Annotated in this window: 1 protein-coding gene; it reads left to right on the top strand. The window is 26.8% G+C overall.

Annotated features, from left to right (window positions below; all coding sequences use genetic code 11):
• Positions 1 to 29: 29 nt before the first annotated feature.
• On the top strand, positions 30 to 1,017 hold a 988-nt coding region (gene add, locus KGF52_RS21015), incomplete at its 3' end, for an adenosine deaminase (protein ID WP_227841523.1).

Below are 1,017 nucleotides of genomic sequence, written 5' to 3'. Positions count from 1 at the left end.
GTTATTTATAAGTGTAAAAGGAGGATAAAATGTTTGAAAATTTACCTAAGGTAGAATTGCATTGCCATTTAGATGGAAGTGTTAGAGTGGAAACTATATTTGATATAGCGCTTAAAGAAAAAATAGATTTGCCTTCAGATAATATTAATGAAATAAAAAAATTATCGAAGGTTTCACATGATTGTACTTCACTTGATGAATATTTAAAAAGATTTGATTTACCTCTAAAAGTTATGCAGTCTAAAGAAAGTTTAAAAAGAATTACTTTTGAACTTTTTGAGGATGCAAGTAAAGAAAATATTAAATATATAGAAATTAGATTTGCTCCATTACTTCATATTCAAAGAGGGTTGAGTATTAAGAGCATAATTGAAAGTGTAGTTGAAGGAATTAGAGATGCTGAAAGTCTTTATGATATAAAAGGGAATTTAATATTAGGTTGTATGAGAACAATGACCCCAAAAGAGGCATTATTGGTAATTGAAGCAGGTAAATCCTTTATAAATAGAGGTGTTGTAGCGGTAGATTTATGTGGTCCAGAGAAAGAAGGCTTTTGTAATGAATATGAAGAAGCTTTTAAACTAGCAAGAGATTATGGATATAAAATTACAGTGCATGCAGGAGAAGCAGCAAGTGGAAAAAATGTATTAGATGCTATAAGTATTTTAAAGGCAGATAGAATTGGTCATGGTATAAAAATTAATGGAGAAAAAGAAGCATACGATTTAGTTAAAAATAAAAAAGTATTACTGGAAATATGTCCAACCAGTAATGTACAAACTAAGACAGTAGATTCTTATAAAACACATCCATTTTACGATTTTTATAAAGATAATTTACCTGTAAGTATAAATACTGATAATAGAACTGTATCAGATATAAGTTTAAATTCAGAACTAAATCTAATATTTGATATATTTAATCTAAGTTTAGAAGACTATAAAATAATTTATAAAAACACAGTAGAAGCAAGTTTTGCAGATAAAGAAACTAAAAAATATTTATATAGTCTAATTT

The sequence above is a fragment of the Clostridioides sp. ZZV15-6597 genome (assembly GCF_020657815.1).
Taxonomy (GTDB): Bacteria; Bacillota; Clostridia; order Peptostreptococcales; family Peptostreptococcaceae; genus Clostridioides.
This window is presented reverse-complemented; position numbering and strand designations above follow the sequence as displayed.